General features: G+C 40.8%; 22 protein-coding genes, 5 tRNA genes and 1 other RNA gene. 17 read left to right on the top strand and 11 right to left on the bottom strand.

Going from position 1 to position 25,611, the window contains the following annotated elements:
* Positions 1 to 3: 3 nt before the first annotated feature.
* The 6 genes from F4W09_RS05355 to F4W09_RS05330 all read right to left on the bottom strand — a co-directional run bounded on the left by F4W09_RS05355 (position 4) and on the right by F4W09_RS05330 (position 3,415).
* Positions 4 to 78 (bottom strand) — tRNA-Gln (locus F4W09_RS05355).
* An 18-nt stretch (positions 79 to 96) separates the two neighbouring features.
* A tRNA-Gln gene (locus tag F4W09_RS05350) sits at positions 97 to 171 on the bottom strand.
* Between the two features lie 24 nt (positions 172 to 195).
* Positions 196 to 270: transfer RNA gene (locus F4W09_RS05345), tRNA-Gln, on the bottom strand.
* Positions 269 to 1,099, bottom strand: a complete 831-nt coding sequence (gene ispE / locus F4W09_RS05340) for a 4-(cytidine 5'-diphospho)-2-C-methyl-D-erythritol kinase (protein ID WP_151504237.1) — start codon at positions 1,097 to 1,099, stop codon at positions 269 to 271. The genes F4W09_RS05345 and ispE overlap by 2 nt, the downstream gene beginning before the upstream one ends.
* Before the next feature lie 12 nt (positions 1,100 to 1,111).
* Positions 1,112 to 1,693, bottom strand: coding sequence for a lipoprotein insertase outer membrane protein LolB (gene lolB, locus F4W09_RS05335; RefSeq protein ID WP_151504236.1), 582 nt, complete (start codon positions 1,691 to 1,693; stop codon positions 1,112 to 1,114).
* 9 nt (positions 1,694 to 1,702) lie between these two features.
* Positions 1,703 to 3,415 carry a tetratricopeptide repeat protein gene (locus tag F4W09_RS05330; RefSeq protein ID WP_215899320.1) on the bottom strand — a complete coding sequence of 571 codons (1,713 nt, stop codon included), beginning with the start codon at positions 3,413 to 3,415 and terminating at the stop codon, positions 1,703 to 1,705.
* A gap of 79 nt (positions 3,416 to 3,494) precedes the next feature.
* Between F4W09_RS05330 and hemA the strand changes: the two genes are divergently transcribed.
* The gene (gene hemA / locus F4W09_RS05325; protein ID WP_151504234.1) at positions 3,495 to 4,778 is read left to right on the top strand and encodes a glutamyl-tRNA reductase; all 1,284 of its coding nucleotides are present in this window, start codon (positions 3,495 to 3,497) and stop codon (positions 4,776 to 4,778) included.
* Between the two features lie 16 nt (positions 4,779 to 4,794).
* Here hemA and F4W09_RS05320 read toward each other — a convergent pair whose 3' ends face one another.
* Positions 4,795 to 6,678, bottom strand: a complete 1,884-nt coding sequence (locus F4W09_RS05320) for a DNA primase (RefSeq protein WP_044741217.1) — start codon at positions 6,676 to 6,678, stop codon at positions 4,795 to 4,797.
* A gap of 185 nt (positions 6,679 to 6,863) precedes the next feature.
* Positions 6,864 to 7,853 carry an outer membrane protein assembly factor BamD gene (locus F4W09_RS05315; protein ID WP_151504233.1) on the bottom strand — a complete coding sequence of 330 codons (990 nt, stop codon included), beginning with the start codon at positions 7,851 to 7,853 and terminating at the stop codon, positions 6,864 to 6,866.
* Positions 7,854 to 7,924: 71 nt separating this feature from the next.
* Between F4W09_RS05315 and rluD the strand changes: the two genes are divergently transcribed.
* The 3 genes from rluD to F4W09_RS05300 all read left to right on the top strand — a co-directional run bounded on the left by rluD (position 7,925) and on the right by F4W09_RS05300 (position 10,475).
* On the top strand, positions 7,925 to 8,977 hold the full coding sequence (rluD, locus tag F4W09_RS05310; RefSeq protein ID WP_151504232.1) for a 23S rRNA pseudouridine(1911/1915/1917) synthase RluD: 1,053 nt from the start codon (positions 7,925 to 7,927) through the stop codon (positions 8,975 to 8,977).
* 82 nt (positions 8,978 to 9,059) lie between these two features.
* Positions 9,060 to 9,800 (top strand): peptidoglycan editing factor PgeF, encoded by a 741-nt coding sequence (pgeF, locus tag F4W09_RS05305; RefSeq protein WP_151504231.1) that lies wholly within the window; start codon positions 9,060 to 9,062, stop codon positions 9,798 to 9,800.
* Between the two features lie 108 nt (positions 9,801 to 9,908).
* Positions 9,909 to 10,475: a flavodoxin family protein gene (locus F4W09_RS05300; RefSeq protein WP_044741216.1), complete on the top strand. Its 567-nt coding sequence runs from the start codon at positions 9,909 to 9,911 to the stop codon at positions 10,473 to 10,475.
* A 42-nt stretch (positions 10,476 to 10,517) separates the two neighbouring features.
* On the opposite strand, the gene smpB is transcribed toward F4W09_RS05300, so the two are convergent.
* Entirely contained in the window at positions 10,518 to 10,994 is a 477-nt protein-coding gene (gene smpB / locus F4W09_RS05295; RefSeq protein ID WP_016165809.1) for an SsrA-binding protein SmpB, read from the bottom strand.
* A 252-nt stretch (positions 10,995 to 11,246) separates the two neighbouring features.
* Between smpB and coaD the strand changes: the two genes are divergently transcribed.
* The 5 genes from coaD to F4W09_RS05270 all read left to right on the top strand — a co-directional run bounded on the left by coaD (position 11,247) and on the right by F4W09_RS05270 (position 13,098).
* Entirely contained in the window at positions 11,247 to 11,738 is a 492-nt protein-coding gene (gene coaD / locus F4W09_RS05290; protein WP_016165810.1) for a pantetheine-phosphate adenylyltransferase, read from the top strand.
* A 1-nt stretch (position 11,739) separates the two neighbouring features.
* Complete coding sequence (locus F4W09_RS05285) at positions 11,740 to 12,003, top strand: YfhL family 4Fe-4S dicluster ferredoxin (RefSeq protein ID WP_016165811.1); 264 nt, start codon at positions 11,740 to 11,742, stop codon at positions 12,001 to 12,003.
* 26 nt (positions 12,004 to 12,029) lie between these two features.
* Positions 12,030 to 12,407, top strand: an RNA gene (rnpB, locus tag F4W09_RS05280) — RNase P RNA component class A.
* A 73-nt stretch (positions 12,408 to 12,480) separates the two neighbouring features.
* Positions 12,481 to 12,557 (top strand) — tRNA-Met (locus F4W09_RS05275).
* Positions 12,558 to 13,021: 464 nt separating this feature from the next.
* Positions 13,022 to 13,098: transfer RNA gene (locus tag F4W09_RS05270), tRNA-Met, on the top strand.
* Positions 13,099 to 13,216: 118 nt separating this feature from the next.
* Here F4W09_RS05270 and F4W09_RS05265 read toward each other — a convergent pair.
* Positions 13,217 to 14,842 (bottom strand): NAD+ synthase, encoded by a 1,626-nt coding sequence (locus F4W09_RS05265; protein WP_044740225.1) that lies wholly within the window; start codon positions 14,840 to 14,842, stop codon positions 13,217 to 13,219.
* Positions 14,843 to 15,081: 239 nt separating this feature from the next.
* On the opposite strand from F4W09_RS05265, the gene F4W09_RS05260 reads away from it, so the two are divergent.
* The 4 genes from F4W09_RS05260 to F4W09_RS05245 all read left to right on the top strand — a co-directional run bounded on the left by F4W09_RS05260 (position 15,082) and on the right by F4W09_RS05245 (position 19,199).
* Positions 15,082 to 15,567, top strand: a complete 486-nt coding sequence (locus tag F4W09_RS05260) for a type IV secretion protein Rhs (protein ID WP_104441004.1) — start codon at positions 15,082 to 15,084, stop codon at positions 15,565 to 15,567.
* Between the two features lie 196 nt (positions 15,568 to 15,763).
* Positions 15,764 to 16,720 carry a metal-dependent hydrolase gene (locus F4W09_RS05255; RefSeq protein WP_151504230.1) on the top strand — a complete coding sequence of 319 codons (957 nt, stop codon included), beginning with the start codon at positions 15,764 to 15,766 and terminating at the stop codon, positions 16,718 to 16,720.
* A gap of 18 nt (positions 16,721 to 16,738) precedes the next feature.
* Positions 16,739 to 17,584: an SDR family NAD(P)-dependent oxidoreductase gene (locus tag F4W09_RS05250; protein ID WP_151504229.1), complete on the top strand. Its 846-nt coding sequence runs from the start codon at positions 16,739 to 16,741 to the stop codon at positions 17,582 to 17,584.
* 16 nt (positions 17,585 to 17,600) lie between these two features.
* On the top strand, positions 17,601 to 19,199 hold the full coding sequence (locus tag F4W09_RS05245; protein WP_151504228.1) for a flavin-containing monooxygenase: 1,599 nt from the start codon (positions 17,601 to 17,603) through the stop codon (positions 19,197 to 19,199).
* Positions 19,200 to 19,272: 73 nt separating this feature from the next.
* Here F4W09_RS05245 and gltA read toward each other — a convergent pair whose 3' ends face one another.
* Positions 19,273 to 20,550, bottom strand: coding sequence for a citrate synthase (gene gltA / locus F4W09_RS05240; protein ID WP_016165817.1), 1,278 nt, complete (start codon positions 20,548 to 20,550; stop codon positions 19,273 to 19,275).
* Between the two features lie 996 nt (positions 20,551 to 21,546).
* Here gltA and sdhC point away from each other — a divergent pair.
* From sdhC to F4W09_RS05220, 4 genes are read left to right on the top strand one after another with little or no spacing between them, the layout of a single operon-like run.
* The gene (gene sdhC / locus F4W09_RS05235; protein ID WP_026441307.1) at positions 21,547 to 21,945 is read left to right on the top strand and encodes a succinate dehydrogenase, cytochrome b556 subunit; all 399 of its coding nucleotides are present in this window, start codon (positions 21,547 to 21,549) and stop codon (positions 21,943 to 21,945) included.
* Positions 21,945 to 22,310: a succinate dehydrogenase, hydrophobic membrane anchor protein gene (gene sdhD / locus F4W09_RS05230; protein ID WP_004695554.1), complete on the top strand. Its 366-nt coding sequence runs from the start codon at positions 21,945 to 21,947 to the stop codon at positions 22,308 to 22,310. The genes sdhC and sdhD overlap by 1 nt, the downstream gene beginning before the upstream one ends.
* A gap of 12 nt (positions 22,311 to 22,322) precedes the next feature.
* Positions 22,323 to 24,221 carry an FAD-binding protein gene (locus F4W09_RS05225; RefSeq protein WP_016165819.1) on the top strand — a complete coding sequence of 633 codons (1,899 nt, stop codon included), beginning with the start codon at positions 22,323 to 22,325 and terminating at the stop codon, positions 24,219 to 24,221.
* Positions 24,222 to 24,235: 14 nt separating this feature from the next.
* A complete protein-coding gene (locus F4W09_RS05220; RefSeq protein ID WP_016165820.1) occupies positions 24,236 to 24,946 on the top strand; it encodes a succinate dehydrogenase iron-sulfur subunit in 711 nt (236 codons plus the stop codon).
* Positions 24,947 to 25,611: the final 665 nt, after the last annotated feature.

The following is a 25,611-nucleotide window of genomic DNA, read 5'->3' as shown; positions in this document are numbered from 1 at the left end:
AATTGGCAGGGGCGGCTGGATTCGAACCAACGGATGGCGAGATCAAAACCCGCTGCCTTACCACTTGGCGACGCCCCTAAGTTTGATGTGTGTATATGGCAGGGGCGGCTGGATTCGAACCAACGGATGGCGAGATCAAAACCCGCTGCCTTACCACTTGGCGACGCCCCTAATACATACATCTACAGGTGAAATTGGCAGGGGCGGCTGGATTCGAACCAACGGATGGCGAGATCAAAACCCGCTGCCTTACCACTTGGCGACGCCCCTATTGAACTTTAAAATGACGTAATGGAGATTCATTTAAACTGTTCACCAAGTAAGATTTACAAGGTGCATGTTTAAGAATTTCATTGACATGCATTTCAGCAGTTACTTCAGTAAAAACACAAGCACCTGTACCTGTAAGTTTTGCAACACTGAACTGATCTAAATATTGCATCGCTTCATTGACTTCAGGATATAGACTTCTTGCCAAAGGTTCAAAGTTATTTCCAAAGTCAGATGGCTTTATCTGATAGGCGCAAAATTTAGATGGCTTCGAGTTTCTTGTCAACGTTTTTTGTGAAAAAAGCAGTTGAGTGCTGATAAAACAATCAGGTTTCAGCACTATGTACTGTTTTTGATCTAAGTTGATGAATGTTAAGTGTTCACCAATGCCTTCTGCCCATGCATTTTGCCCATGTACAAAAATAGGGACGTCTGCACCAAGTTTCACACCCAGCTCTGCCAATTGTTCAGTGTTTAATCCACATTGCCAGAGTTGATTCACAACAATGAGGGTCGTCGCAGCATTAGATGATCCGCCGCCGAGTCCTGCACCCATCGGAATATTTTTCTCAATGTTTATTTTTAAGCCAGTGAGATGCTTTGCCAAAGGCTTTAACATTTGTGTGGCTTTGTAAATTAAATTCTGTTCTAGATCGACGGTATTTAGGCCTTCGATCTGAATGTCATTTTGTTGAGTAGGTTCAAATTCCAACCAATCGCATAAGTCTATAAGCTGAAAAATAGTTTGCAGCTCGTGATATCCATTTTCACGACGTCCAGTGATGTGTAAAAACAGATTGAGTTTTGCAGGAGAAGGTACGCGAATCATAGCTAGCCAGAATTAACGGTTTTGGATAAGCATTGTAATACGATTTTCTTTACCAGATTCAAGTTCTTGTTTCAGAACTAATTTATTTGGTAGTTGAGCAGTATCATTATAACTAAGATCGACTTTCCAACCATCTTCAATAATTTGTTGCGGACGATTCGCTGCATCTTTACTAATTTGTGCTTGCAGTGTTGCTGGTCGAGCCTGTACCCAATCAATTAAATGAGTAATAGGCGCTTGCCAACCTGTTGCCTGTTCTAGGAGTTCTTCTGGCGTAGCGGCTTGAATTAAACCTGTTTTAGCACTATTGAGGCTTACAGCACCTGGTTTTCCAGTAATTTGAGTTTTACCGACACCAAGAATACCACTGAGTTCGATATCAAATTCTTGCTGTTGTTGCTGCCATGTAAAAAAGGCGCTACCCGATTGTTGTGGGGTACGAACACCTATTTTACCTTGTAAATTAAAATGATTCTGTTCAGTAGCATTTGGGCCTTCAGCAGGAATTTGTGGTTTGGTAAATTGCTTACAACCTGTTAGAAATAAAACACTGCTGGCAAATACGGTCAGACCGACTTTTGAAAATACACGCATCAAAATCAATTAGCTCTTTTTCATTTGTTGAGGTAACAGTAACGAACTCAGTTGTTCCAATTGAGGATCATTTGGATGTTTTTGTTTTAATTGTTGTAACACAGTACTAAATTCAGTAATTTTCCCTTGCATATATAATGCTTTAGCGTATCGAACACCTATTGAAATGCTATTGCTTAAGGTGTAAGCCCGCCCAAGCACTTGTGCCGAAGTCTCAAAGTCATTCTGTAAATAGGTGATATAGCCTAACGTATCTAAAATAGATGCCTGATCTGGGGTGTATTCTAGTGCGAGTTCAACATAATGCCGTGCATCGTCTAAACGTCGATTTTGTAAAGCAAGTGTATAGGCATACGCATTTAAATAGGTTGGGCTATTCGGCTCAATCTCTAACAAGCGATTGAGGAGTTGTTCTAACTTAATACGGTCTTGAAACGGATCGAGTAATAATACTTCGGCATAAATCAAGTCAGGATCGTCTGGCAGATTTTTGATGGCTTCATCTAATAAACGACGGGCCGCCTTACTATTGTTCATGCGTTTTAAAATATCGGCTTGCGCCTGATAGAGGAAACTGGCATGTTGCGGATAATTCACTCGTTCTTGAGTTAAAAAGCGCAAGGCATCTTGTAGCTTGTTTTGCTGTGCAAAAATATTAATCATACTGCGTCTAGACACAGGATAGAGGTTACCATCGACCAAGCGGTAGTAGGCTTTGGCTGTTTCAAAGTGCTGCTTGCGTTCAGCATTGACGGCCAAATAGTAGTAGGCATCATTTTGATATTGAGCTGAATATCTTAGTTCGACCAAAAATTTTTCTGCATCTTCATATTGTTTTAAGTCAATACTGGTCAGACCTGCTAAAAAGAGAGCCTCTTCTTGCTTGGGCCATTTTTTTAAGATGCTTTCGAGCTTTTTAAGCGCAGTCTCGGACTGATTTAATTTAATTAAGTATTTGGCTTCTGCGAGTCGAACTTCTAAATTGTCACGATGTTTACGACTAGATTTATCATACCATTTCAATGTTTCTTGCTCATCACCCAATACAGTCAGCAAGTTGGCTTTCATGAGAATAAAGCCTGTGACTTTCGGGCGCTTGCGTAAAGCACGGTTAATGGTAATTAATGCATGATCAAATTGACCATTTTGCGCTTCTAAACCAGCGATCAGTACCAAAATGGATGGATTGTCCTTTTCTTTACTTGTGGACAATGTCTTGAGCAGGACTTCACGGTCAGTTTGTGATTCCGGTGAAATACCCGCCAAAATTTGCTCTAAATCCGCATTGGGATCAATCATTAATATTTTATCGAGCGTTTCTGCTGCCAGCTCGTATTCATGTGCTTTTAAGGCGATATGCGATAAATAAAATAGTGCGGGCACATCTTCGGGTTCTTGTACCACCCAGTGTGTGGCAATATCGAGTGCTGCTTTTAAGTCATCTTGTTCCAAAGCAATATTGAGTGCGCGTTGTTTCACTAGAGTAGAATTGCTACGAATGGCCAGAACGGTGTAGTTGTGCAGAGCCGTTGGAATATCGTGATAAGCCAAAGCAAATTCGGCAATCATGCTTTGTTTTATGGCATTATTATTTGAATTTGCATGATAAACAACCTCTGATGCTCTTACATGAGTACCAGAAGCCATGCTACCAAGCAGTAAGAATGTGGTAGAATACTGTTTTACCGTCGTGCCGTTTATACGGCTGTTTGTTTGACGCAATTTTTTCTTGATCCAAGTAATGCTTTTTATGACACCGATGTTGCACAATAGCATAAATTTAGTGAATTGATGATTTGATATGTCTTTCTTTGCATTGGGGGTCAACCATCAAACCGCGTCAGTAGCGTTGCGTGAGCAAATCGCATTTAATGCTGAAAAGCTTAGTGTATTGCTTGCTCAGCAAAGTCACAACACTGAATTAAATGATTTGGTGGTCGTGTCGACGTGTAACCGCACCGAGGTTTATGCCATATCTGAAAATGCGGATATGGTACTCAATTGGCTCGCCCAAGCAAATGATCTAGATGTAAAGCAACTGGTCAATCATGTTTACCGTTATGAAGATGCGCAAGCAGTGACGCATTTAATGCGGGTGGCTAGCGGGCTAGATTCTTTGATGCTCGGTGAACCGCAAATTTTAGGGCAGGTAAAATCTGCACTGTCTTTAGCCAAAGATGCGCATACAGTTTCAGGTAATTTAAATCGAATTTTCGAATATGCTTTTTATGCGGCAAAACGCGTTCGTTCAGAAACTGCGGTGGGAAGTCATGCTGTTTCAATGGGGTATGCCGTTGCGCAACTAGCCTTACAAGTTTTTAGTCAACCTGAAAAAATGACTGTGCTGATTGTTGCGGCAGGTGAAATGAATAGCTTGGTTGCAAAACATTTGGCGGAAATGGGGGTTGGTAAAGTACTGATTTGTAACCGCACCCGTGAACGTGCAGAATTGTTAGCTCAAGAAATTGCCCATCAGGTCGAAGTTGAAATTCTTGAGTTTGCCGATTTAGCTGAGAATTTACATCGTGCGGATGTGATTTCAAGCTGTACAGGAAGCTTGCATCAGGTTATTTCTTATCAAGATGTAAAGCGTGCCTTGAAGAAGCGCCGTTATCAGCAAATGCTTTTGGTTGATCTTGCTGTACCGCGTGATATAGAGCCTAAAGTCGAATCTTTGGATGGCGTTTATCTTTACGGTGTAGATGATTTACAGTCGGTCATTGATGAAAATCTTGCGCAGCGCCGTCAGGCAGCAGTTGAAGCGGAAGTGATGGTGAATCAATTAGCTATTGAGCTAATTACCCATGAACGAGTCAATGAAGCGGGCGAAACTATTCATCAATATCGTCAACATGGGCATGAATTACAACAAGAAGAATTGCAGTTGGCATTGGCACGCTTAGCAAAAGGGGAAAATGCTGCGCAAATTATGCAAGACTTTGCTCATCGTCTAACGCAGAAATTGCTACATCCAACCTCTATTGTGCTGCGCGATGCAGCCAAAGCAGAAGATCTTGCTTATTTTGAACAATTACAGCAAAGTTTAGCCAACGTTGCAGCACATCGACGTAAAGCAAAAAAATAAATATGGTTTGTTAGACTTAAGATAATAGACGCAGCCCAATTTTCTTGGTTAGTTCGTTCAATTGTTGACGTAAATTACGTGATTCGAGTAATGAATTCGGGTCTTTTAATTTCTGCCGTAAATATTTTTCTTGTAATCCCAACGCGTATTCGGTTGCCAGTTTATCCGCCATTTCTGGTGCATGGGTGAGCACTTCAATATTGGTACGTCGCATAATATCAGCAATTTCTAAACTGAAAGTGCTACAAGCGCCCAATACATAATAGGTTGCTAGCTCTTGGTCATCAGGCAAGTTATCAAAAATTCGATTGAGAATGTTGAGGATATGCGAGAGTAATTCATGACTTGGAACAAAGGCCCGTAAAGTTTCAAAATGAATATATAAGAATGGATGATGCATCAGAATTGCAATTGCAAAGTCTTCATCTTTGGTCCGAATGTTAAATGATAAAGACGCATCATTACTGAGTTGTGGTGTCCAACGCTTACCAAACCCCAATTTTTCTTTAAAGGATTGATTTAAAAGATAACGAAAAGAACCTGTTTTCGGCAATAGTTCAGTCAATTGACGCAGTTCGGCCATCACAAGACTTTTACCTTCGGGGCTGCTGATATCTTGATTTTGGGTTAAATGTGCAAATACAAAATCGGACAGTAATGGGGCTTGCTGTAATAAGCGCTGGAAATTTTCTAAGCCTTCTCGACGAATTAGCGAGTCTGGATCATGGTCATTCGGGAGTACAAAAAACTTCAGTTCACGGCCATCATTTAATAAGGGCAAGGCAATTTCTAAGGTACGTCGTGCCGCTTTTTGACCTGCGGCATCACCATCAAAGGCAATGGTGATCCGATTATTCTGTTTGAATAGAATATTTAAGTGCTCTGTATTACTTGCAGTTCCCAATGTTGCAACTGCGCCATAAATGCCATTTTGTTGTAGCGCGATGACATCCATGTAGCCTTCAACCATCAGCCAGTCTTGGGCTTTTTGCTTACGACCTTCATAAAGTCCATACAGTAACTGGTTTTTATGGAAAACTTCGGAATCTGGGGAGTTAATATATTTCGGTTTAATTTCATCATTCAAGGCACGACCACCAAAGCCGACTACACGACCTTTGGCATCACGAATCGGGAAAATCACGCGATCACGCAATAAGTCAAAATCGCGGCCCTTGTCACTGGTACGGATTAAGCCCAATAATTTTAAACCCTGAACGTCTTGCGGAAAGGCCTTTTCCAGATGTTGCCAATCTTCTGGTGCATAACCTAAACGCCAGAATTGAATGGTTTCTACGCCTAAGCCACGGTGTCTAAAGTATTGTTGTGCGCTTTGGCTCTGTGGTAACTGTCGTTCGTAAAATTGCGCTACATTTTCGAGCAAGTCGTATAGATTACCCTCTTGCGCTGGGGCTTCATTGAATGTTTGGAACGGTTCAAACTGGGCAAAAGGATCATCGACATTACGAAATTCTTCAAAAGGATCGTGATCAATTTGCAACTCAGTTGTAGGTGGCGATTGAACAGGGGTAATAGGTGTTGTTTTTGGTGGCTCTGTAACCGTTTTCGCTTCGCGTTTATAAGACAGACGTTTGGAGTCTTGATTGTCTTTGGGTAATTCAATACCTGTTTGACTGGACAGGTCTTTCATTACATCGACAAAGTTACGATTGTCGATGTCCATTAAAAAGCGAATAGCATTACCATTAGCCTGACAGCCAAAGCAGTGATAATACTGTTTATCACGATAGACATGGAAAGAGGGCGACTTTTCCTGATGAAATGGGCAGCAACCTGAGTATGTGCGTCCCGTTTTCTTAAGTTTCACGCGTTGACCAATTAAATCGACAATATCAGTTCGATCGAGAATTTGATCTATCGTGTGCTGAGGAATGGCCATAGTCGTTATCGTGATATATGCAGCAAAATGAAAATGCAAAGCCAGATTTGCTTGAACCTAACTTTTGCAAAAGAAAACTATTTATTTGTATATGGTTTGATCAGTCCGATCAAGCGATATGCAAAATATAAAAGGGCAAGTATGATAACTTGCCCTTAATCAAATTGCACGATGTGTTGCGGTTTTTATTCAGCAGAAGTGCTCGATGCGGGTGCTTCTGTCGAAGTTGCAGGACGATCAAGCAAACCAAACGTCATACGGTTAGTCAGGCTGCGTTGCTCAGCAGGTGCAGTAGTTTTTGGTGTTTCAACAGTGCTTTGTTCTTCACGACCAAAGACGCCTAAAGTTGCACGGTTGAGCCAACTGCCTTCTTTGCGTGCAGCACGTAAATTTACGCTGCCATCAGACTTCACCAGATTTGGATAGTTCAATTTTAGAACATCGATATACTGTTGTGCTGTGGCTTTGTCCCCCAATTGTCCATAACCATAGGCAACTGTTGCCAATGCTTCTGGAATTTGTGGGGTTTGAGGGTAGTGTTCAATCACCCATTGCGAACGCTCTACAGCAGCGAGCCATGCTTTACGCTTAATATTAAAGCGCGCGACATTCATTTCACTTTCAGCCAACTCATTGCCAATATATTTCATACGTTGTGCTGCATCTACTGCATATGTGCTTGATGGATAGCGACGGATGAAATCGACAAAGTTTTGGTAAGCCAGTTTTAAATAACTGGTATCACGATGTGACTGTTTTAATGATGTATAGCGCATTAAACCATCATAGTTTTGTTCCATATTCGCTACACCGCGAACATAATAAGCATAATCTACATTTGGATGCTGCGGGTTTAAGCGAATAAAACGCTCTGCAAGGCTAATCGTGCCTTCATAATCTTTTTGCTGGAATTTCGTGTACAACAACTCAAGCTGGGCTTGCTGTGCATAATCACCCGTTGGGTAGTAAGTATCAATCGCTTCTAGATACTTGGCTGCATCAGTATATTGACCATTATCTAGCGCTTTCTCAGCTTTTTGTATATACACTTGCTCACTTAATTGTGGGCCTGTATCCACCACTTCTTTTTTTGGATTACTGCTACAGCCCACCATTGCAGATGCAATGCCTAAAGAAAGAGCGAGCATTGTAATTTTATAACGTGGTAGCGACATAAAAATTCCTCTGTTAATACGGGCAATGAGCTACAATTGCGCTATTAAACCACTTTTGTTTGAATGATCAAATGACCCAAGCACAATCTACTAATACAAATTTTGCAGAAACTGATTTCAATTTACTTGAAGATACAGACGAAGCAGATAACCATACTTCTGATGCAACTGCAACACGTTTATCGTTGCAATTTCAATTGGATGAAAGCTATATCGGTCAACGTATTGATCAGGTTGCAGCGAATGTTTGGAGCGATTTTTCACGCGAAAAACTTAAGCAGTGGCTGAAGGATGGGCATTTGTTGGTAAATGGTAACATTGTTAAGCCAAAGTACAAATGTGAAGGATTTGAGCAACTGACTCTAGATGTTGAGCTAGAAGCACAAACCACCAGTCAGCCTGAAAACATTCCACTCAATATTGTTTATGAAGATGATGACATCATTGTGATTAACAAACCTGTTGGAATGGTGGTGCATCCTGGCGCTGGAAATACCACGGGCACTTTGGTGAATGCCTTACTTTATCATTATCCAAAGTCGGCTGAACTGTCGCGAGCAGGTTTGGTGCATCGTATTGATAAAGACACAAGTGGCTTATTGGTTGTAGCGAAAAACCTAGAAGCTCAGTTCGCATTAAGCAAGCAACTGGCAGATAAGTCAGTCTATCGTGTTTATGATTTAATCGTATATGGCAACATGATTGCTGGCGGCACCATCGATGAGCCAATTAAACGTCATCCTGTTGATCGCGTTAAAATGACCGTTCTACCAGGTGGGAAAGATGCTGTAACGCACTACAATGTAAAAGAACGTTTTCAGCACTTTACTCGTGTACAAGCTCGCTTAGAGACTGGACGCACGCACCAAATTCGTGTGCATTTTGCATATATTGGTTATGGTTTGGTTGGAGATCCAGTCTATATGCCACGTGTACGTGTTCCAGCAGGGGCATCTGAATTATTGAATGATACTTTACGTGGTTTTAGACGTCAGGCATTACATGCTGTGCAATTGGGTTTAGTTCACCCGCGTACGGGTAAAGACATGATGTTTGAAGCGCCGTGGTCAGAAGATTTTGCAACATTAGTCGATGTATTGCGTAGTGAAAATGCTGCTTATTAACAGCCGTTGAAAATGTAATCTTTGCGAAGTTTCCTGACAGGGAATAACGCAAAGATGATTTAAGTTAAAGAAGGGATTTAACATGCAATTTGTTCAAGGCTTTCCAGAAGGTGTTTTTGTCGGACAAACGCGTGTGCAACATGAGCATACTCTCGCATCGGATAAACTAGAACTTGATGGTTTTAATTTGGCCTTACATGTTCAGGATAATGCCCATCGGGTGCAGCAACATCGTATGCAGCTACTCGAAGAGTTCTCTGCTTTTGGTGTGAAAAAAATAACTTGGATGACACAGACCCATAGCACGATTTGTCACACTGTGAATGAACAGATCTGTTTCGAAGCGCTAGAAGGCGATGGTTTAGTGACTCAACAGAAGCAGCATGCCTTAATGATGATGACTGCGGATTGTTTACCTATTGTCCTTGGGGATGCCGATGCTGTTGAGGTGGCAAACCTACATGCAGGTTGGCGTGGATTGGCGAATGGTATTGTGGAAAACACCATTGCAGCGATGCAACATCCTCCCGCTTGGGCATGGTTAGGGGCAGCGATTAGTCAACCGTGCTTTGAAGTAGGGGCTGAAGTAAAACAAATCTTCTGTGGCAAATATCCTGCATTGGCCTCAGCCTTCGAACCATCGAAAGAACAGGGGAAATACTTTGCTGATTTATATGCCATTGCGCGCTATATTTTGCAGCAACATGGTATCACCAAGATTTTAGGTGGTGACCAGTGTACTTATAGACAAACTGAAGAATATTATTCTTATCGTCGTAATGCTAAAACTGGAAGAATGGCGACCTTTGTATTTTTAAAATGAACATGGCACGCTTGATGGGTGCAACGATTTTTACATTGTGCTATGCACTCGCCTCTGGCGAACGAAAAGTGTTAAACTTGACTTAATTATTTGGTTTTAAAAGTTTCCATGTCTGTCACTGATCTCGTTTCTTCTGCTCCTGTACATGTATGTGTGGTTTATCATAGTCCTTATGGTCATACGGCCAAGGTAGCCCAATATATTGCGCAAGGTGCAGAGCAGGCAGGTGCAGATGTGCATTTGATTTCTGTAGCAGCAGTCCAGTGGGAGCTTTTAGATCAAGCCGATATTATTATTATGGGCTGCCCAACATATATGGGAAGCCTGACTTCTGCACTGAAACAGTTTATGGAAGATTCCTCTAAGCGTTGGTTAGCCCGTGCTTGGCAAGGTAAGTTGGCCGCAGGATTTACCAATGGTGGTGGCTTAAGTGGCGATAAATTGGCTGTTCTGCAACAGATCAATTTATTTGCCATGCAACACGGTATGTTATGGGCAGGTTTACCGTTTATGCCAACTGGCCGTAGTCAACAAGATATTAACCGTATGTCGAGCTTTTTAGGGTTAATGACCCAGTCCGATAATGCCAGTGTGGAAGTGACGCCACCAGAAGGCGACTTAGAAACAGCACGCAAGTTTGGTAAGTATTTGGTCGAGCTAAAAGCAGATTATTGACAGTCCGAAAAATAAAAAACCTCCCAATCGGAGGTTTTTTTATTATTTGTGGAACAGGCGGGCTTTGTCACGCTGCCAGTCACGATCTTTTTCAGTCGCACGTTTATCGTGTAATTGTTTACCTTTTACCAAAGCAATCTCAAGCTTGACCAGAGGGCCCTTCCAATAGCAGGCTAAAGGTACACAAGAGAATCCTTTTTGATTCACAGCACCAAGTAACTTGGCAATTTCATTGCGATTTAACAATAATTTACGCGTGCGAGTAGCTTCAGGCACTACATGTGTAGAAGCTGACAACAAAGGTTGAATCTGTGCACCAAATAAATAGGCTTCCCCATTTTTAAACAGGATATAACTTTCCGTGAGGGTCATACGCCCAGCACGCAATGATTTAACTTCCCAGCCTTGTAGAGACAGTCCCGCTTCAAATTTTTCTTCAATAAAATAATCATGACGGGCACGCTTATTTTGGGCAATCGTACCGCCATTATGTTTTTTAACTACAGTTGCTTTCGCCATAATCAGTTACTTCCAAAGTTATGACTATTGTGCCCCAACATGAACCTACTGACAATTCTTAAATAAGATCGGAAAGATTTAATCTAAATCAAATACGCAACAAAATTGACATACTGCTATTTTTCTTAAGGGAGTTTGCTGAGTCGTTTTGGCACAAATAGTGAAGATTTTTCAAATTTATGCAGTTTCTTCACCAAAAAAACAAGATTTTGTTAAAATACATTCCAATAAAATAAATCAGAGTACAAATGGATGTCTAAAACTCGCGTAATCTATCCAGGAACATTTGATCCAATTACCAATGGGCATGTCGACCTTGTGACGCGTGCATCAAAAATGTTTGATGAGGTTGTGGTTGCAATCGCGATTGGGCATCATAAGAATCCATTGTTCAAGTTAGAAGAGCGCGTAGCATTAGCGCAGGCTTCTCTGAGTCATTTGCCTAATGTAGAGTTTGTAGGATTTGATGGTTTATTGGTAAACTTTTTCCGAGAACAGAATGCCACAGCCGTTTTACGCGGTTTACGTGCAGTTTCGGACTTTGAATATGAGTTTCAATTGGCAAATATGAACCGTCAACTCGATTCACGCTTTGAAGCCGTGTTTCTTACACCGTCTGAACAATATTCATTTATTTCTTCCACGTTAATTCGTGAAATTGCTCGTCTGAAAGGCGATGTCACCAAATTCGTTCCTGAAGCGGTGGTCAAAGCTTTTGAGCAAAAGCATCAACAAGGTTGGTAGAGTGTCTTTATATATAACTGATGAATGCATCAATTGTGATGTTTGTGAACCTGTTTGTCCTAATGAAGCCATTTTTATGGGCGAATTGATTTACGAAATTAACCCAGATTTATGTACCGAATGTGTGGGACATCATGATCAACCGCAGTGTCAGCTTTTTTGTCCTGTAGATTGTATTCCACTTGATCCAAACCATGCGGAGACGCAAGAACAGTTGTTGGATAAGTATCAACGTTTAATTGCTCAAAAAAGCACAAGCAATTAGTTTTTAAATTTGGTAAGATGCGCCTCGAAGTGAGCCAGACGATCGCTGCTGTGGAGGTCTCCGTGACTAAAGCAGGGGAGGAAAGTCCGGGCTTCAACGGGCAAGGTGCCAGGTAACGCCTGGGCGGCGTGAGCCGACGGAAAGTGCAGCAGAGAGTAGACCGCCTTCATTATGGTTTCAAGCAATTGAGATCGGAGGTAAGGGTGAAAGGGTGCGGTAAGAGCGCACCGCATGACTGGTAACAGTTCATGGCATGGTAAACCCCACCGGAAGCAAGACCAAATAGGGATCCTTTAGGCATGGCCCATGCTGGATCCGGGTAGGTCGCTGGAGCGTATGAGTGATTGTACGCCTAGAGGAATGATCGTTCACGACAGAACCCGGCTTATCGGCTCACTTCACCAAATTTTGATCAATTAAGCACATTAGGTACTTGACGTGCTGTAAATAAAACAACATAATGCGCGCACAGTTTACGGCTATGTAGCTCAGTTGGTTAGAGCACCGCACTCATAATGCGGGGGTCACAAGTTCAAGTCTCGTCATAGCCACCATTTTATAAATCACGTTCCTATAACGTGATTTTTTTTGTCTAAAATTTAGCATGTCTTTTTTTATCGCGTTGTTATTTATCTGAATGATTTACTAAGCAGTATGGTCGAAATATGAAAAATAACGCTAAAAAGTTCTTGGATAAATTTCATTATGATGAGTGTTGTTTAGTCCTAACTAAATCCAAAAATATAAGTTGATGTTATAAGTGATTTGGGGCTTATTTTTTGAGTGCCGAAATTGAGTAGGATAGAACAACAAATTGGAATTTTGATTGAAAACAAATAGAGACTGGAAAATATGCAGTCTATGATTTTTTGTATTTTTAATAGATAACATGATGAAAAATATACAGTTATGGGGTATTTTTGCCTTGAGAAAGATTGGTTGTATAAACTCTGAGCATTTGGGCGTAAAAACGCTTGACGCATAGACATGAAATTTAGATAATGCGCACACAGTTTACGGCTATGTAGCTCAGTTGGTTAGAGCACCGCACTCATAATGCGGGGGTCACAAGTTCAAGTCTCGTCATAGCCACCATTTTTATAGACCAAGCTCTCAGCTTGGTCTCTTTTTTTGTGCGTGAAAAAGATAAGAAAATATACAACGTATAAAAAAGCCCAAACAAAAGTTTGGGCTTCCATGTTGCTATTCGCGATTATACGCCAGCTTTCCAACCATTGATAATTGGATAACGACGTTCACGGCTAAAGGCACGCGAGCTAATGCGCGGTCCAATAGAGCCTTGGCGACGTTTATATTCATTAAAGTCGACGAGGCGAATCACTTTTTTCACAACCTCTGCATCAAAGCCTTTGGCAATAATGTCATCTTGACTCATGTCTTCTTCGATGTAGGCATATAGAATCGCATCGAGGACGTCATAAGCAGGTAATGAGTCTTGGTCAGTTTGGTCTGGACGGAGTTCTGCTGAAGGCGGACGAGTAATCACGCGTTCTGGAATTACAGGAGTTTCAGAGATACTGTTACGGTATTTCGCCAATTCAAACACAATGGTCTTATACACATCTTTCAGAACAGCAAAGCCACCGACCATGTCGCCATATAGCGTACAGTAGCCGACAGAAAGTTCTGATTTATTGCCTGTTGAAAGAACCAGATTGCCAAATTTATTGGATAAGCCCATCAACAGCGTACCGCGTGTACGAGCTTGTAGATTTTCTTCTGTGGCATCAGCAGGGGCATTACCAAAGAATGGATAAAGTGTCTGCATGAAGCTGTTTACGATTGGATTAATTTCCGCGATACCAAAAGTAATCCCCATATTCTTCGCTTGTGCCGCCGCATCTTCTACACTGATTTGCGAAGTATAAGTATAAGGCATCATTACGGCTTGCACTTTGTCAGCACCAATTGCATCTACAGCAATTGCAAGGGTTAATGCTGAGTCAATTCCACCAGAAAGACCCAGAATCACACCTGGGAAGCCTGAGCGTTGAACGTAGTCACGCGTTGACATCACCAAGGCTTGATAAATCTCGGCCATAGTGTCAAGAGTTGGAGTGCTTTCGGCCACTTGGTAGCTTTGTTGTTCAGCAAGATAGTCTGAATAGAACAGGGCTTGCTGAAAGCTCGGTGCTTGTAGAGCAACTGCGCCGTCTTTATTGATGACAAAGCTGGTGCCGTCAAAAATTAAATCGTCCTGACCGCCGACTTGGTTAGCATAAACCAAATGAATATTTAATTGTTTTGCAAGTTCTTGCATGGTGTTGATACGGTGCTGAGGCTTACCTACTTCATATGGCGAAGCATTGAGTACAAGCACAGTTTCAACATTTAATTGAGCTAATTGCTGTACGGTATTCAGTGACCAGATATCTTCACAAATCAGTACGCCAAATTTATGCCCGAGGTATTCAAATACTAAATGCTGATGCCCTTCGTTAAAATAACGTTTTTCATCAAAAACACCATAGTTTGGCAAGTTTTGCTTATTATAAATCCCTAGGATCTTACCGTCTTTCATGACAGCGGCAGAGTTATAGCGTTGACCATCTTCGGTTTGATTAACGAAACCAAAGACCATGACAATATCTTTTACTTGGCTAAGCTGTTCAAACGCTTGTTGTGTGCGTTTAGATAGGCTTGGGCGCAATAGTAAGTCTTCGGCAGGGTAGCCAATAGTTGATAATTCAGGGAAGATAATTAAATCTGATTTTTGCGCTTTGGCTTCGTTTGCCAATTGTTGCATTTTTTCAGCATTTGCTTCGATATTACCAATATGCGGAGAGAATTGTGCTATGGCAATTTTAAAACTTTTCATTCCAACTTAATCCTAAAGCTATAGGGATGTGTACACATATGGCTGAGTTTTTTATCGTTATCGGTTCAGTACTGTGTAATCAACGACAAAACAATGAATAAATAATTTGCGTTGATACTATATACGAATTGCGACAAATGTAGTGTATAAATCCAAAAAAAATTCTTATTTGCATTTAGAAAAATTATTCATAATTGTACCTGAGCCGTTATTGATATTTCACTGAAAAGGTTAAAGATATGTCACGATATTTATCAGCATTGATACAGAATATTCGAAGCTTTGGCATTTTGTCGCGACGACCTTTGACCGAAGGTGAAAAATCATTGGTACGCTGGATTTTCGCGGACGCGATTCAGTTGGATCAAGTACAAATTATTGCACATAAGGCAGTTCTCAAAAATCATGCCATCAGTCCAAATGGGCATATCTATTTTCATGTACAAAATTACTGTCATGACTTTTCAAAATGTTCGGTTGCTTTACAGTCATGGTTTATTCATGAAATGACACATGTTTGGCAGTATCAACAAGGCATTGCGGTGGTTCGTAAGGCATTGTTTGATCGTCGTTACCACTATGTAATCCAGCAAGGAAAACTATTTTTAAGTTATGGAATCGAGCAGCAGGCACAAATAGTGCAAGATTATTTTATAAAAAAAACACAAGGCCAGAATTGCGATGCTTATGAACAATGCATTCCTTTTTTGGCACCCAAAGCATGATTTTGTCCCATGCAGATAATTTTGTCGGAAAACTGTCGGACAAGCATGAGGAAAGGCAGAAATTGCAAATGAAATGACCTGAATTGCTAGTGGCAAGCCGTATAGGCTCACTTAATTTTTTTACTGTAGCTACATGCTTAAGCAGTATGCGCAATACCACAAAGTTGCACTTACAGTAGAAAAATAAGGAATGGTCATGCAATTCATTACACCACTTAAAAATACATTGAATCATGTATTTTCTGGTTCTCGTTTTAATACTTTGAAACAGTCCTCGATGATTCCGATTCGGCATATGCGGTTTGACTTCGACCCGAAAGAAATTGATCCTAAATTTTATCTGAATACGGAATTGGCGAGTGCGTATTTCGCATCACTTTCCATTTTTCTCACGTTTGGAGAGGATTTGGTGATAGATACGGCACGCTATCATCGTGAACTGGTAAAAGATCCACTGCTGAAACAGCGTGTGATGGCTTTGATTGGCCAAGAGGCGATTCATTCCAAAATGCATAATGAGTTAAATGATGCGTTTCGAGAAGCGGATTATCCTGTGCAGTTGTTTCGTACGTGGGCGGGTTGGGTATTTGACTATGGATTTAACCGTTTACCACAACCCATGAAATTATCGCTCATGGCGGGTATTGAGCATTTCACTGCTGTATTGGCTGAATACATGATGAAGCATGAGGAAATTTTCTTCCGTTCTCGAGATGAAAAGCAGCGTGCCATCTGGATGTGGCATATGCTTGAAGAGTCTGAGCATAAAGACATTGCTTATGATGTATTTCAAGCTTTATCCAATAATTATGCACTGCGTATTGCAGGCTTTTTCCCTGCGCTCATCACGATTCTTATTTTAATTTCAGTTGCCTCACTTATGGTGCCATTCTACCGAGAACCGAAGAATTTAATTCGTTGGAGCTACTGGAAGGAACTACCTTACAGTTTTAGCCTAATTTTTGGTTTAAAGGATGGTGTCTATGGCAGCACCATGCAGCATATTTTTGATTATTTGCGTCCTGATTTTCATCCCAATGATCATGATACTTCTGCTTATTTAAGCTATTACAAAGAAAAGCTATTAAACCCTGAACACGGCATTTTAACGCCTTATTTTACGCGTGAATATACCCCTAGTTTACGTTCATAACAAAGTGGGAATTTTAAAATGACATTTTTTAATAAAAAAAGTAAACCAAGCAAGCATGCTTATGCCGTGGTAACAGGTGCGGGGAGTGGTATTGGGCGGAGTTTTGCGCTGGAGCTTGCTCAGCGCGGAGGGGTGGTGGTTTGTGTAGATATTGATCTCAATGCTGCTGAAGAAACCGTGAGCTTGATTCAAAATCAATATCAAATAGATGCTTTTGCTGTGCAATGTGATGTGGGGTGTGCTGAGCAAGTGAAAGCATTAGCAGAGCAAGCTGAACAATTAATGGGGCATGCGACCACTCTCATTGTTAACAATGCGGGGGTTGGTTTGGGTGGAAAGTTTGATGAAGTCAGCCTAGAAGATTGGCAATGGTGTATGCATGTCAATTTATGGGGAGTAATTCATGGATGCCATTATTTTGTGCCGCAATTTAAACAGCAAGGCCATGGTGCGATTATTAATGTAGCCTCTGCCGCAGGGTTTACTGCTGCACCCGAAATGACAGCATATAACGTCACCAAATCGAGCGTTTTAGCATTGTCTGAAACGCTGTCCGCAGAACTTCGCAGTGCCAATATTCGTGTTAATGTGCTTTGTCCAACGCTGGTGCCTACCAACATTATGAAAAATGGCCGTTTGCCACAACGTTACTCTGGTTTGGCTGATCATTTGCTGATGAATCATGCTTTTATTAATAGCGATCAAGTCGCAATTAAAACCTTGGATCGGCTAGATGAGAATAAGCTGTATACCATTCCACAGCCAGATGCCAAGTTATTTTGGTGGTTAAAACGAGCTGCCCCAAGTCTGTATGCCAAGTTACTTGGAATCGGTTATCCATTGTTGCAAAAATATGTGAAATAACAATAAGAGACTCAACATGACAGAGAATATTTTACTGGAAAATTCAGATCAGAAAATTGAATCCGCCTTAGAAGAAGGTGCTAAATCTATTGGGCTGGAGGAAAACCAAACTTCCGTGCCTCAACAAAAAAACAAAATACGAACTAAAGCAAAACAACCACAGCCAACGCGTGTATATGATTGTATCGTGATTGGTGCGGGAATATCTGGTATAGCTGCTGCTTATAAGATGATACAAGCAGGCTATACTGACTTTTTAGTGTTTGAAAAAGCAGATCGCGTCGGTGGAACATGGCGTGACAACACTTATCCAGGCTGTGGTTGTGACGTACCATCTGCCTTGTATTCTTTTTCATTTGCGCCAAGTCATGCTTGGAGTCATCTCTTTGCTAAGCAAACAGAAATTTTGGCCTATTTAGAGCAGGTCACGAAGCAATTCAATTTGAATGACAAAATCAAATTTAAGCATGAGCTTTTGTCTGCCAAATGGAATGAAGCGCGGCAACAATGGGTTTTAGAAACATCACAGGGGAAATTTCTCGCTAAGACAGTGGTTTTTTCTACTGGCCCGATTACAGAACCTTCTGTGCCTCAAGTTAAGGGGATTGATACCTTCCAGGGGGAAATGTTTCATTCGGCACGTTGGAAACATGACTACGATTTAACAAATAAACGGGTTGCGGTAATTGGCACAGGTGCATCTGCAATCCAGTTTATTCCTCAAATTCAACCTGATGTTAAAGAGTTGATTGTTTTTCAACGTACTGCACCTTGGGTATTACCTAAAGCAGATCTCGCCTTGAATGATGCTGCTAAAGGCATCATTGCAAAATATCCTGTAATTCAACAGTTGTGGCGTGGAGGTGTTGCGCAAATTTTAAATGGGATTAACTTTGGATTGCGTCATCCTCAAATATTAGAACCGATTAATCTGCTGAGCAAACAGCTATTAAAATTACAAATTCAAGATCATACATTACGTAAAAATGTGACACCTAATTTCTCAATTGGTTGTAAACGACTTTTATTTGCCAATAATTATTATCCTGCCTTACAACAAGAAAATGTAGAGCTTGTGCCACAGGGTTTGATTGAAATACAAGGGAATAAATTGATTGCTGCGAATGGTGAACAGTACGAGGTCGATGTGATTATCTGGGGGACAGGCTTTGAAGTTTCACACCCGCCTATAGGTAAGCGGGTTTATGATACGAATGAGCAACTCTTGGCTGAGCGTTGGAAAGAAAGCTCTCCAGAGGCATTTTTAGGTGCAAGCTTGGAACATGTACCTAATGCCTTTTTGGTGTTGGGTCCAAATATTCTGGTCTATGATTCATTTATTGGAATTGCTGAAGCGCAACTGGATTACATTATGAGCGGTTTACTGCAAATGCGAGATCAGGGCATTAAGCGGATACAAATTAAGCCTAAAGTACTTCATGAACATAATGTTGCAGTACAAAAGAACTTGCAGAAGACTGTTTTTAACCGTGGTGGTTGTAAATCTTATTATTTAGATAAAAATGGGCGAAATTTTGCTGCATGGCCGTGGTCGTTAAAGCAATTGAAACAACAACTAAAAAAATTGGACTTGGCTGATTATGATATTGCTTGATATTTAGTTTTATTCCACACGAAATAAAAAAACCACCCGAAGGGTGGTTTTTTTAATCATCAATTCTTTCGAATTAACGACCTTGGATGTCACGTTGAACTTCACCAGTGTAAAGCTGACGTGGACGACCAATTTTGTAAGGTCCGCTGTGCATTTCTAACCAGTGGCTGATCCAACCAACAGTACGTGCAAGCGCGAAGATTACAGTAAACATTTCTGTTGGGATACCAATCGCTTTAAGGATGATACCTGAGTAGAAGTCTACGTTCGGGTAAAGGTTACGCTTGATGAAGTATTCATCAGATAACGCGATACGCTCAAGTTCCATAGCAAGTTCAAGCTGTGGATCGTTGATACCAAGTGCACCAAGAACTTCGTCACAAGTCTCTTTCATTACTTTAGCGCGTGGGTCAAAGTTCTTATAAACGCGGTGACCGAAGCCCATTAACTTAACTTCTTTAGTCTTCACTTTTTCCATGAAGCCAGCAACGTTTTCTACAGTGCCGATTTCATCAAGCATCTTAAGAACAGCTTCGTTCGCACCACCGTGAGCAGGACCCCAAAGTGCAGAGATACCAGCAGCGATACATGCATACGGGTTAGCACCGGTAGAACCAGCTAAACGAACAGTAGAAGTAGACGCGTTTTGTTCGTGGTCAGCATGAAGCGTGAAGATACGATCCATTGCTTTCGCAAGAATTGGGTTTACTTTGTAATCGCGGTCTGCTGGAGTAGCAAACATCATATGCAAGAAGTTTTCTGCATAGCTTAAGTCATTACGTGGGTAAACAAATGGTTGACCTACAGTGTACTTGTAGCTCCAAGCTGCAAGAGTAGGAACTTTCGCGATTAAGCGAATAGCAGTGATTTCACGGTGGTTAACATCTTCAATGTCTAAACCATTGTGATAGAACGCAGAAAGCGCACCTACTACACCCACCATGATTGCCATAGGGTGAGCGTCACGACGGAAACCATTGAAGAAACGGCTTACTTGGTCGTGAACCATAGTGTGGTTACGTACTTTAGCATCAAATTCAACTTTTTGTTCAGCAGTAGGAAGCTCACCATTTAATAATAGGTAGCAAGTTTCTAAGTAGTCTGCTTTAGTTGCAAGTTGGTCAATTGGGTAACCACGGTGTAAAAGTACACCTTTGTTACCATCAATGAAGGTAATTTTTGATTCGCAAGCTGCTGTAGCCATAAAACCAGGATCAAAAGTAAAGTGACCTGCGGCCAACACATCCTTAACGTCGATTACATCTGGGCCCAATGTGCCGCTGTAAATTGGTAATTCAATTTCTTTGCCATCAAGCTGTAATACGGCTTTTTTGCCAGTTGCTTCAGACATTCAATAGATCTCCTGTCCCGGTGAATGTTTAATCTGACTCGTAATACGAATCTTTTAATGCGCGAATCAGACGGATCAAAAATTTGCTAATTAGATTAGAGAGTACTGAAATTTTGTCAATTATACTTATGGATAAAAACTGACGCCCTCACAGAGGTTTAGTCAAATCCTTCCTTAGAGCAATGAGTAAAATCACAGCACCGCCGCGCTATGATATGTCAAAATATTCTTGAGGTGCAGAAAAAAAATAGTGCTCCATCTGAATTGTAAATATTTATAAAAAATATGAGGAGAGTATTTTTGAACAAATGGTGGGGTCAAACTGAATCGAAATTCATCTAATTTTCATAACTTACATTCATTTTTGTTCATATTTTATTTCATTTTTTAGCTAAATTTGGCATTAAGTTCTAATCCTAAAGTTTGATTCAATTGATCAAAAAATAACTCATTGAATTTTGGATTTTGATTAAAAAATAGGCTTTAAACGTAATTTTTTGCAATTTCTGAGCAATTTAAACCCTTAAAATTTATAAGTAGTTTGTATTTAATTATGGCTAAGTCATTATTTAATCACGTTATATCATAAAATTATTGTTCTAAATAAATAGTGAACATTTTGATAGGAAATGCAAGTCTTTCCATATAAAGGAAAGGATTATCAAATAGAGCAAATATCTTGCTTATCTTTAGTCTAAAGATACAAAAACATGGAATTAGGGTTAGAAAGGTCAGAACTGAGAGGATAAATGATAAAAACCAATAGCATAGCAATGAATTTGAGCTAAATTATTGGTTTTTATAGAATGTTAATTTTGTTAATGATTCTTATTTAAAGATTTTTTGTTAAAAAACCAGTCTTTGATTGTTTGTATTTTGACTTTTCGCGTTTTATAATTCGGTGTCGTTTTGAGTTTAGGCATTTGCTTGCCTGACAATGCCAGCTTTCCTTCGAATTAATTCCAACAAACTCCGGATGGAGTTTTTACTTACAGGATGCCCGCTGTGAAAAGCAACAGACCTGTCAATTTGTCCATGGGTCAAGTTTTAGAAGTAAACTTAAAATCCCCTGTGGCTATTGCATCAATTTTACACCGTCTATCAGGTGTCATCGTATTTTTACTCGTACCGGTACTTTTATGGATTTTAGACAAGTCATTGTCTTCTCCTGAAGGTTTTGCGCAAGTACAAGCTATTTTTAATAGTTTTATCGTGCGTTTTATCGTATGGGTATTTGTAGCCGGCTTAATTTTCCACTTTATTGCGGGTGTTAAGCATTTACTTGCGGATCTAGGTATTGCTGAAGAACTGCAAAGTGGTCGTGTCGCAGCTACTATTTCATTGATCTTGTCTGCAATCGGTATCATTGCGGCATTTGTATGGATTGTTATCTAATGAAAAGTGCTACTGGTTTAACGGGTTCAGGTTCTCGCGATTGGTTTATCCAGCGCGTAAGTGCTGTCGTATTAGCAGTTTATACTGTTGTTGTTTTAGGTTGGATCCTATGCAATGGTGGTTTTAGCTACGAACAGTGGTACGGCTTTATGATGACAGCTCCAATGAAGATCTTATCTTTATTAGCAGTCTTATCTCTTGTTGCACATGCATGGATTGGTATGTGGCAAGTATTCACTGACTATGTGACTACTCGTCAAATGGGGCCTTCGGCTTCAGGTTTACGCCTTGTACTGACTTCAGCAGTAATTATTGCTGTATTTGCATATGCGATCTGGGCAATCCAGATTTTTTGGGCGAATTGATAGGAAGAGATCATGGGCGCTATAACCCCTAAAGAAGATTACACAAATATTCCACACGAAACTTTCGATGCTGTCATCGTTGGTGGTGGTGGTTCAGGTATGCGCGCGTCTTACCAACTTGCTCAAGCTGGTTTAAAAGTTGCGGTTCTGACTAAAGTATTCCCAACACGTTCACATACAGTTGCAGCGCAGGGCGGTATTGGTGCATCTCTTGGTAACATGCAAGAAGATAACTGGCACTACCACTTCTATGACACTGTAAAAGGTTCAGACTGGTTAGGTGACCAAGACGCAATCGAATTCATGACGCGTGAAGCACCACAAGTTGTTTATGAATTAGAACACTTGGGTATGCCATTTGACCGTAACGCAGATGGTACGATTTACCAACGTCCATTTGGTGGTCACTCTGCAAACTATGGTGAAAAAGCCGTTCCACGTGCTTGTGCTGCTGCTGACCGTACAGGTCACGCACTTCTTCACACGCTTTATCAAAGCAACGTGAAAATGGGTACTCAATTCTTTGTTGAATGGATTGCACTTGACCTTATCCGTAATGAAGCGGGTGATGTACTCGGTGTAACTGCATACGACCAAGAAACAGGTAAAATTGCAGTATTCCAAGCGAAAGCGACATTGTTTGCTACTGGCGGTGCAGGTCGTGTTTACCGTGCATCTACTAACGCATATATCAACACTGGTGACGGTCTTGGTATGGCAGCTCGTGCAGGTATTCCATTACAAGATATGGAATTCTGGCAGTTCCACCCTACAGGTGTTGCGGGCGCAGGTGTATTGTTGACGGAAGGTTGTCGTGGTGAAGGTGCGATCCTTCGTAACGATGCTGGTGAGCCGTTCATGGAACGCTATGCACCAACTTTAAAAGACTTGGCACCACGTGATTTCGTATCACGTTCGATGGACCAAGAAATTAAAGAAGGTCGCGGTTGTGGTCCTAAGAAAGACTACATCTTGCTTGATATGACGCACTTGGGTGCTGAAACAATCATGAAACGTCTTCCATCTGTATTTGAGATTGGTAAGAAATTCGCGAACGTTGACATCACTAAAGAACCAATTCCTGTAGTACCGACAATCCATTACCAAATGGGTGGTATTCCTACAAACATTCATGGTCAAGTTGTAGTGCCAGAAAGCCGTGAAACTTCACCGCTTGAAGCGAACTACAATAAAGAGACTGATGTTTATTCTACCAATGCAGGTGAACGTAACTTCACTAAACCAGTAAAAGGTTTCTATGCAATTGGTGAATGTTCTTGCGTATCTGTACATGGTGCAAACCGTTTAGGTACGAATTCTCTGCTTGACTTGGTTGTATTTGGTAAAGCTGCTGGTGAACACATCATCGACTACGTGACTAAACACCATGGTGATGAATACCAACCGCTTCCTACAACTGTACTTGAGCAAACTGTTGCACGTATCCGTAAATTAGATGAGTCAACAACAGGTGAAAATGCACAAGAAGTTGCTGATGCAATTCGTGACATCGTACAAGACCATGCTGGCGTATTCCGTACACAAGCATTGCTTGACAAAGGTGTGAAAGAAATTCTTGCGATTGAATCACGTGTTCGTAACATTCATTTGAAAGACAAATCTAAGGTATTCAACACGGCGCGTATTGAAGCTCTAGAAGTTGAAAACTTGTATGAAGTTGCTAAAGCGACCTTGATTTCTGCTGCTGCACGTAAAGAATGTCGTGGTGCACACACAGTTGTAGATTTTGAAGAGTCTCCAGATCATCCAGAATACCCATATGGTCGTCGTGATGATGAGTGGATGAAGCACACATTATGGTTCTCTGCTGACAATCGTCTAGAGTACAAACCAGTGCGTTACAAGCCATTATCTGTCGCTGCTATTCCACCTAAACCACGTACGTTCTAATTAGGAGAAGTAAGATGAGTAGAGGTACTCGTACATTTAATATCTACCGCTACGATCCTGATAAGGATGCAGCACCGTACATGCAGACTTTTAAGCTTGAATTGACTGATAAGCATCGTATGTTGCTTGATGCACTTCTTGCATTGAAAGTACAGGATGAATCGTTAACATTCCGTCGTTCGTGCCGCGAAGGTATTTGTGGTTCTGATGGTGTAAACATCAATGGTAAAAACGGTTTAGCATGTCTTTGGAATCTCAATGATTTGCCGGATGTGATTACTGTTCGTCCGCTTCCAGGTCTTCCTGTTGTGAAAGACTTGGTTGTGGATATGAACCAGTTCTACGATCAGTACAATAAAATCCATCCATTCTTGATTAATAATCAACCTGCGCCACCGAAGGAGCGTTTACAGTCTCCTGAAGAGCGTGAACACTTAGATGGTCTATATGAATGTATTTTGTGTGCATGTTGTTCAACTTCATGCCCATCATTCTGGTGGAACCCAGACAAATTCTTAGGTCCATCTGCATTATTAAATGCGTATCGTTTCATTATCGATTCGCGTGATACAGCGACTCAAGAGCGTTTGGCTCGTCTTGATGACCCATTCTCATTGTTCCGTTGTAAAGGCATCATGAACTGTGTATCAGTATGTCCTAAGGGCTTAAACCCAACTAAAGCAATCGGTCATATCCGTAATATGCTTTTAGATATGGCTGGCTAATCTTTAAAGATTAATGAGACTTAAAAAAAGCACACTTTCGGGTGTGCTTTTTTATGAAATGCAAAAATAGTTTGTTATACAGTTTTACACTTCCAGTGAAAGCACATAGACATAATTTGTGCGATTCGTGTAAAACGAAGGGATTATTTATGCTGAAAAGCGGTTGTTGCGTAGAATAAATGCTATTATATAACGTTAGAAAAGGGCAGTTTGTAAGAAGGTGCTCTTTTTTGCTATTTGAAAAACTTAAATAGAACTTTGGTCTAGATTGCATCTTAATTGATGATAAATCACCATAGTTTACAGCATAAAATGTGGAGTGTATTTCGCTGATTTATGGATGGTATGTGTCAAAAAAATCAATTGGTGAAAGTGGAACATGTTACGATTTAATGCATCGTTATATTGAAAAAACCATGGTTAATTATTACCCGTTTTTTGATATAAATTGAGTGCTTACCTATTTTCTAAGTGGTTTTAGAAAAGCTAAATCGAGAATTTATCTTTTCTAAAACGATTTTGCAAAAAATTGCTCGGTTTCGGTCGAGTATATATGGATGAGTGATGATGCCATTGAGGGTGTTGTTGTTCATTTTTCACATCAGGATACTCCTAATGTGGTGATAACGCCCTGAGGCTGATGTCTGCTGGGGACTAATGTCATG

The sequence above is a fragment of the Acinetobacter tandoii genome (assembly GCF_008867985.1).
Classification (GTDB): Bacteria; Pseudomonadota; Gammaproteobacteria; order Pseudomonadales; family Moraxellaceae; genus Acinetobacter; species Acinetobacter tandoii.
Note: the sequence above shows the minus strand (reverse complement) of the source record. Positions and strands in the feature narration are given on the sequence as shown.